A 4,102-nucleotide genomic window follows, 5' to 3' on the forward strand; every position below is an offset into this window, starting at 1 on the left:
AGCGCGGACGGCGTGACCAGTGCCCGCCGGTTTTCCGGCGCGTTCGGGTCGTGCAGCCCCAGACTGCCGTTCACGATGGTCTGCCAGGCATCAATGCGAGGACGGTCGGCGCGGTCATAGTATGGCTGGAGCCGTTTGCCGGTCAGCAGCTCCGTGTTCGGGATCAGGAAGTTCAGCTCCAGCCGCCCCTTGTCCCGGTGCTCAACCCACAGCACGCTGTACTGGTCTTTATCGAGTCCGGGCATCAGAACCCGCTCGAAGCTCGCCATCAGCGTTTCACGCTGCCCGGGCGGTAAGTCCTGTTCGGCAAAGGACAGCACCCCGGAGGTGTACTTTTTGGCGTAGGGCGAGGCGTCGATAAGCTCCCGGACTTCCTCCGGCTTCCCCTGAAGAACGCTGGCACCGTCGCGCTGGCGGTCTTTCCCCAGCAGATAATCAACCGGGCCGGCACCGCCTCCGCGTCCCCGGGGATGAAACTTAACGATCATCGTCAGCCCCCTTTTCCAGTACGGCATGCCGCAGCCGCTCGAGTCCGGCATCGATGGCCATCAGCGCGGCGACGACCTGCACGCGGTCGAGACCGCTACTGCCACCGGCGTTAACCTGGCGGGCAATCTGGTTGAGGTTGTTCCCCATGCCGGCAAGCTGACGAAGCAGCGCCGGCGAGATCGAGGGAAGTTTGCCGGCCCGGGCGGGCTTCTCGTCCAGGCACGTCTGCCGCATCCAGGCCGCGAGCTGTTTACCGTCGCAGCGTTCCAGCAGACGGCGGTGCTCATCTTCTGTTACCCACATCGTGAGCATTTTGCTGCGTTTGTCTGCCAATCCGGCCTCCTGATAACGCCGGGACGGGCGGGAAATCTTTTCCCGGTCGGCGCGGTGTTGGGCAAGCCGCAGGCGCGTCAGTGGCATTTAGCGGGTTTCGGGGCGCAGCCCTGAACCAGTCACGTAGCGCTAGCGGAGTGTATACTGGCTTACTATGGTGGCACGACGGGAATCGGGATGAAATAGTCAGTCATGAAAACTGTGAGATGAGGCTCAGGTGCGTAAGAGGCTGATGCCTGTCCCGGTGGATATTCCGCTTCCTCGCTCACTGACTCGCTACGCTCGGTCGTTCGGCTGCGGCGAGCGGTACGGACTCACGGATAAAGACGTGGCGGGGAAATACGTGAATGCAGGAGGGGAAGAAAGGATGCGCCGCTGCCGGTTTTCCATAGGCTCCGCCCCCCTGACAAGCATCACAGAATCTGACGCTCAAATCAGTGGTGGCGAAACCCGATGCGGCTTAAAGATACCAGGCGTTTCCCCCTGATGGCTCCCTCGTGCTCCCCCGCATTCCTGCCTTTCGGTTTACCGGTGTCATTCCGCTGTTATGGCCGCGGTTTCTCATTCCACGCCTGACACTCAGTTCCGCGAAGGCAGTTCGCTCCAGGATTGACTGTATGCACGAACCCCCCGTTCAGTCCGACTGCTGCGCCTTATCCGGTAACTATCGTCTTGAGTCCAACCCGGAAAGACACGAAAAATCGCTACTGGCAGCAGCCATTAGTAACTGGAGGTATACGAGAGACAAATTAAGAGGTCTTGAAGTATGGGCCTGAGAGAGGCTACACTGAAAGAACAGTTTTGGTTTCTGCGGTCTCGTATACCCAGTTACCTGGTTAAGCAGTTCCCCAACTGACTTAACCTTCGATCAAACCACCTCCCCAGGTGGTTTTTTCGTTTTCAGAGCAAGAGATTACGACTGTAACGACAGGATCACAAGAAGATCATTTACTCAGAGAGACTAACTACCACTATGTTTGCCTATCAACATACTTAGGAAACATTACTTGAGTTAACGACTCCACCTTACTTTTAGTATCTCGCAATGAATCTTCCGACCGCCGTTGTGTTGAAGTTCTATTGCGCCACCGGGGTATAAATCACTTTCGTTTAACTCAATTAAAAGCTCGTTCTTGTGAGCATCCTCTAAATAAAGGTAATAACACCCACCATAAAGGTTCTGCGTATCTGGCACGGCAACAAAAGATTTCTTTCCGAACAGTAAAACAGCCTCTTTTTCTCCATGCTCTGTCAGCAATAATCGAAATTCTTGTCCATTCAATCCTCTTTTCGCATGAAAAAACGACCTATACTTAGATGGTTAGTGACCATATCCACTTTACCTTTAAGCAGGGAACCTATTATGAATAAAAAAACGCTGTTGGCGGCCATGATGGTCGCGTTGGTGACCTTTGCCGCTGCTGGATGTTCTTCAAACCAAGAAATAAAAACCACAGATGATCGCACTATCGTTACAGACGGCAAACCCAAAGTTGACAGTGATACGGGATTAGTATCCTACAAAGATGCCCATACAGGCCGAACCGAACAGATCAACCGTGACAAAATTACCAACATGAGTGAACTAGACAACTGATACGGATAAAAGGAGCTGGCTTTGAAAAAGATTTTTGTTTCAGTGTTCGCAGCGGCAGTTGCGCTTTCAGCCCTAACCGGCTGCACGCGCACAAGCTATGCCATCCACACCAACGACGGGCGTACAATTGTCAGCGACGGCAAGCCTACAGAATCAGACTCAGGCCTGCTGGGCTATAAAGACGCAAATGGTGTCAAACAGCAGATCAATAAAGCCGACGTTAAAGAAGTCTCTGAAATTCCGCATTGAGGCATCGCTCTCTCCGAAAAGGGCCGCTAATGCGGCCCTTTTCTTTATCTGCCCCAACAACAGGCAAAAAAAGCCCCCGCTGGGGGCCAAATACCTGCAGTGGCTGGATAGTACTGCATTCCTGATGAAGGAGACGAATAAGTATGGGCCGGATTTTTGCGTCTGCAGGCTCGGTCGCCACAATTTTTCCGTACCCGCCAGGCATCATGCTTTTACCATAACATCCCTTGCCCGCACCTCTCCGGACGGGTTCAGCGCGAATGCGGCGTCAGTCCTGCAAAACCGACAGTAAACCACCCCGCAAACCGTGCATTCTGCGCCTGATAAATCTCACCCGACTGCATAGCCATGCAGCCGGGTGAATGGCACCGGGTTTCGGCGCAGATCCTCAATGAAAGCCCCGTTTTATCCGGTTATCACAGCGACGGACCGTCATACTCCTGCTGACGCTGCGATCGTTCCAGCTCCAGCGCTTTCTGGTGCTGCGCTGCGCGCTCCTGCTCCCGGTGTGCCTCGATGTCGTTCAGCCTTACGACAACCGGCGCAGCTGCTCGCTTAAACTCAGCACCTGCGTGCTCAAGTCCGTGACGCGCTCGCTCAGCGCTGCGTTCTCCCGTTGCATAAGACCACACATCGTCCGCCATTCCGCGAAGGCGCTCTCCCACTCGTCCAGCCTTTTCGAGTAGTCCTGCTGTAGCTGCTCTAATGCGCTCAGCAACTGTTTTTCCAGTTCCGTCATGTGCTATTTCCCCGCCAGTATCATCCAGCTCGAATCCTCTCCGAACCGTCCCGCGTCCGGGTTCACCCTCACGCAGCGGCGTCGTTCCTCTCCGCAGGTCGTGAGCTGCACGCCGCTGTTCCTCTCGGACAGCATGGCCTGCGTGCTCTTCTGCTCCCGGATGGTCGTGTAATTGTCGAGTATCTGCTGCCCCTGCCACCATAGAATGCCCGCACTTGAGGCTATCAGCAGCACGGAGACCAGGACGATGGTCAGCCACGTCTGGCTGACCATGCGCAGCATCCCTTTCGTACGCTGGCTCATGGCTGAGGACAGCATCCGGTCGTGGTCGTGGATGGCGGCGCTGATTCTCTTCTCGCTTTCGTTCAGTTCCGCTCTGACAGACTTCTCGTGCTCGCTGAATGCGGCTTTCAGCATCTCGCCGGTAGTCTGCTGCTGCACTTTCGATTTCTGCTCTAAGTCCTTCGCCAGCGTTAAAAGACTGTTCATAGATGGCTCCCTTCAGTCGGATGTTTCGCCCCCCGTCCGGGTCGGCAATGCTGATGCTGCTTTTTGTGGTGCGAACCACCTCAAAACCTGCGCTTTCCAGCGCCTCAGTGACGTCCTGACGCGTTTTCAGCTCCCCGGACGAGGCTAAGGCCAGTAAACCCCGCGTAATCGCCTGAGCGGCTTCCTGCTTCGTTTCCGGCAGCGCG

At 55.6% G+C, this 4,102-nt stretch carries 8 protein-coding genes; 3 read left to right on the top strand and 5 right to left on the bottom strand.

Annotated features, from left to right (window positions below; all coding sequences use genetic code 11):
- Both INF61_RS02390 and INF61_RS02395 read right to left on the bottom strand, forming a co-directional pair.
- A partial coding sequence (locus INF61_RS02390) for a relaxase/mobilization nuclease domain-containing protein (RefSeq protein ID WP_193547495.1) occupies positions 1–488 on the bottom strand: 488 nt, incomplete at its 3' end.
- Positions 478–801, bottom strand: coding sequence for a MobC family plasmid mobilization relaxosome protein (locus INF61_RS02395; protein ID WP_001555769.1), 324 nt, complete (start codon positions 799–801; stop codon positions 478–480). The genes INF61_RS02395 and INF61_RS02390, both read right to left, overlap by 11 nt.
- A 638-nt stretch (positions 802–1,439) precedes the next feature.
- Between INF61_RS02395 and INF61_RS23090 the strand changes: the two genes are divergently transcribed.
- On the top strand, positions 1,440–1,598 hold the full coding sequence (locus tag INF61_RS23090; RefSeq protein WP_032670878.1) for a hypothetical protein: 159 nt from the start codon (positions 1,440–1,442) through the stop codon (positions 1,596–1,598).
- Positions 1,599–1,834: 236 nt separating this feature from the next.
- Here the strand turns inward: INF61_RS23090 and INF61_RS02400 are convergent, their stop codons facing one another.
- Positions 1,835–2,104 carry a hypothetical protein gene (locus tag INF61_RS02400; RefSeq protein WP_079839079.1) on the bottom strand — a complete coding sequence of 90 codons (270 nt, stop codon included), beginning with the start codon at positions 2,102–2,104 and terminating at the stop codon, positions 1,835–1,837.
- Between the two features lie 81 nt (positions 2,105–2,185).
- On the opposite strand from INF61_RS02400, the gene INF61_RS02405 reads away from it, so the two are divergent.
- Positions 2,186–2,419 carry a YgdI/YgdR family lipoprotein gene (locus INF61_RS02405; RefSeq protein WP_001036746.1) on the top strand — a complete coding sequence of 78 codons (234 nt, stop codon included), beginning with the start codon at positions 2,186–2,188 and terminating at the stop codon, positions 2,417–2,419.
- Positions 2,420–2,440: 21 nt separating this feature from the next.
- Positions 2,441–2,668, top strand: coding sequence for a YgdI/YgdR family lipoprotein (locus INF61_RS02410; RefSeq protein ID WP_000719360.1), 228 nt, complete (start codon positions 2,441–2,443; stop codon positions 2,666–2,668).
- A gap of 529 nt (positions 2,669–3,197) precedes the next feature.
- On the opposite strand, the gene INF61_RS02415 is transcribed toward INF61_RS02410, so the two are convergent.
- Both INF61_RS02415 and INF61_RS02420 read right to left on the bottom strand, forming a co-directional pair.
- Complete coding sequence (locus tag INF61_RS02415) at positions 3,198–3,407, bottom strand: MbeD family mobilization/exclusion protein (protein WP_001632067.1); 210 nt, start codon at positions 3,405–3,407, stop codon at positions 3,198–3,200.
- Positions 3,408–3,410: 3 nt separating this feature from the next.
- Complete coding sequence (locus INF61_RS02420; protein WP_012782630.1) at positions 3,411–3,896, bottom strand: MbeB family mobilization protein; 486 nt, start codon at positions 3,894–3,896, stop codon at positions 3,411–3,413.
- Between the last annotated feature and the right edge of the window lie 206 nt (positions 3,897–4,102).

This window comes from Enterobacter cloacae complex sp. P18RS (genome assembly GCF_014982105.1).
Taxonomy (GTDB): Bacteria; Pseudomonadota; Gammaproteobacteria; order Enterobacterales; family Enterobacteriaceae; genus Enterobacter; species Enterobacter hormaechei_C.

What these genes read in the sequence shown, in the direction of transcription:
- INF61_RS02395 (WP_001555769.1), bottom strand. Translation starts at nt 801, where the DNA reads ATGCTCACGATGTGGGTAACAGAAGATGAGCACCGCCGTCTGCTGGAA.
- INF61_RS23090 (WP_032670878.1), top strand. Translation starts at nt 1,440, where the DNA reads ATGCACGAACCCCCCGTTCAGTCCGACTGCTGCGCCTTATCCGGTAAC.
- INF61_RS02405 (WP_001036746.1), top strand. Translation starts at nt 2,186, where the DNA reads ATGAATAAAAAAACGCTGTTGGCGGCCATGATGGTCGCGTTGGTGACC.
- INF61_RS02415 (WP_001632067.1), bottom strand. Translation starts at nt 3,407, where the DNA reads ATGACGGAACTGGAAAAACAGTTGCTGAGCGCATTAGAGCAGCTACAG.
- INF61_RS02420 (WP_012782630.1), bottom strand. Translation starts at nt 3,896, where the DNA reads ATGAACAGTCTTTTAACGCTGGCGAAGGACTTAGAGCAGAAATCGAAA.